The organism is Gilliamella sp. B2717 (genome assembly GCF_026536675.1).
In the GTDB taxonomy this organism is placed as follows: Bacteria; Pseudomonadota; Gammaproteobacteria; order Enterobacterales; family Orbaceae; genus Gilliamella; species Gilliamella apicola_I.
In genome coordinates this window covers 1-2,095 of the sequence record NZ_JAFNNQ010000066.1, presented here as the reverse complement: position 1 = coordinate 2,095, position 2,095 = coordinate 1, and the positions used below count along the sequence as shown (strand labels likewise).

The 2,095-nt window shown below is 33.0% G+C and carries 4 protein-coding genes; all 4 read right to left on the bottom strand.

The genetic code is table 11. The features are described 5' to 3' along the window. Positions 1 to 166 precede the first annotated feature (166 nt). Positions 167 to 490, bottom strand: a complete 324-nt coding sequence (locus J3U35_RS06630) for a hypothetical protein (RefSeq protein ID WP_267351125.1) — start codon at positions 488 to 490, stop codon at positions 167 to 169. Positions 491 to 493: 3 nt separating this feature from the next. Further along, positions 494 to 799 (bottom strand): polymorphic toxin type 50 domain-containing protein, encoded by a 306-nt coding sequence (locus J3U35_RS06625; RefSeq protein ID WP_267360357.1) that lies wholly within the window; start codon positions 797 to 799, stop codon positions 494 to 496. A gap of 390 nt (positions 800 to 1,189) precedes the next feature. Continuing rightward, positions 1,190 to 1,552, bottom strand: coding sequence for a DUF596 domain-containing protein (locus J3U35_RS06620; RefSeq protein ID WP_267360355.1), 363 nt, complete (start codon positions 1,550 to 1,552; stop codon positions 1,190 to 1,192). Then, positions 1,549 to 2,095: hypothetical protein (locus J3U35_RS06615; protein ID WP_267360353.1), on the bottom strand; the 547-nt coding region annotated here is incomplete at its 5' end. The genes J3U35_RS06620 and J3U35_RS06615, both read right to left, overlap by 4 nt.

Genomic DNA, 2,095 nt, shown 5'->3' with positions numbered 1-2,095 from the left:
TGGGCGCCTGACCAATCGGTTTATCACTGATAATTTCTGCATGCACTCGAGCAAAAAATAGTGGCAATATCGGATTAATTAAGTTGCTATCCCATAATAAATCGAGTGTACTTTGCCCTGCATCTCGTAACTCACCCAATAAAAGTTGTGTAGGAAAAGCCCGTTATTAATATTCTCGACGAAGATAAAACCAACCTAAATTTCCTTTCTGATCATAGATATTTATCGAAACAGGAACAACTAATAAATCAAGATAAATATCTTTAAAATCATTAAAAAAATCAGCTACGACTTCCGTATTAGCAATCTGCATCTCTTCCTCTTCTTCATCTAACAAATCGCTATCAAAAAACATTTTTATAGTTAACAAATTATCTTCATCCAGATCGGCAGTAATTCCTCTCATTTTTTTTGTTGCTCTATCAAGTAAACTATACATTACACTGAGATTAATTTTATTTTTTATATTCGTTAATTTATCTTCTTTCATAATTTATGGTCTCGCTGGTACTATATGTACGCCTGTTTTTGAATAATGGATTGTAAAATTAGTTGTTGGGATAAAAGTATTTGAATTTCGATCATAAAATTTACCTATTACATGATTAGTTGAGATATTTTCTTTTGATCCAGGCTGACCAAGAGGTATCTTTCCTTTTAAATTTCCAGTTCCTGCATAATCATTAACCAGTTTCTGAACATCAATATTAGAATCAATGATACTTCTAGGTATAGAAGAACTAGCGTTTGCAGTTTTATGTTCATTTGTTCCAACAATATGTTTATTTTGTTGATTCATATTAACAGTTAAGCTCGGGCTTAAATCTGGTGCAAAATTAGTATTTGGTTTTATGGATGGATTACTATTTACCGTCCCTGTTTCAATAACATTATTCCAATTAACCTCATCTAATTCAACCTCTACCGCTTCAATTTTATGATGTACCTTCGCTCTGACTTCAGTTCCGGTTATTTTGATGCGGGCGTATTTTAATAAGCGGAGTGAACGGGTTAAGTAGTCGGATAAAAAAACGACTAACTTTTATTTAATTTATATTAAGTTGGAATGAGATATTTATTTAATCCTCTAATATTGATGCAAAGCCGAAATTACTGATTATTAAGGTTGGAAAGCTGTACTAGAATGTTTTAAAAAAACTTCTCACAGTATCCGAGAAGTTTTATAAATTTACGTCCAGATCTCTTGACCTTCTGGTGTAATCCAAACAATACCACAGTCCAATTTCACATAGAACCACATACCAATATCATCTAGATCATCGTCTTCATCATCTGAGGGGTAAGGCGGCCAAATATCTTTAATCGACTGGATTTGTTCTTCACTGGTACCAGTCAGAAAAACACCATGACTAGCTAATCTAATATACCCATCATTCATTAATTTATTTAATATTTTAAAAAAGATATTCTTTCTGATTTCATAAGGTTCACCCATATCATTCATGTAATTTGCTACATGTTGCCACATTGTGCCCATTGAATAACCAAAAGAACTTTCTAATATTGAATGATAAATTTTTTCAAAATTCATTGGAATTTCATCTCCACACGATTTCCTTTGTTAATATTTGGATTTTTGATATCTATAGTCCACTTAGCATTAGTTTGCTCCACTGAATCAGAGAAATTTCTTAATGTTATATTGCTACCAGCATTGGGACCTTCAGTAACCTTGACTGAATAAATAGTTCCTTTCTCTGGAATCATTTTGGCTGTTGGCATAATATCGACACCAGAAAGCTGTTTAAAGTAAGCCATAACATCAGCCTCAGATGCACCTTTAAATACAGGCGCTCCTACACTAATACTTTCATCAGTTACTAATGTTTTACCATTTACCGTAATAGTAAAATCTTTAGGATGAACATTCTTGTTGTTATACAGCGTCGCCAAACGATCCATTTCTGTTTTGGCTAACTTTTGTAAGTTAGTTGTCCCTGTTTCAACAACATTATTCCAATTAACCTCATCTAATTCAACCTTTACCGCTTCAATTTTATGATGTACTTTCGCTCTGACTTCAGTGCCGGTTATTTTGATGCGGGCGTATTTTAATAAGCGTAGTGAACGGGTT

What these genes read in the sequence shown, in the direction of transcription:
- J3U35_RS06630 (WP_267351125.1), bottom strand. Translation starts at nt 490, where the DNA reads ATGAAAGAAGATAAATTAACGAATATAAAAAATAAAATTAATCTCAGT.
- J3U35_RS06620 (WP_267360355.1), bottom strand. Translation starts at nt 1,552, where the DNA reads ATGAATTTTGAAAAAATTTATCATTCAATATTAGAAAGTTCTTTTGGT.
- J3U35_RS06625 (WP_267360357.1), bottom strand. Translation starts at nt 799, where the DNA reads ATGAATCAACAAAATAAACATATTGTTGGAACAAATGAACATAAAACT.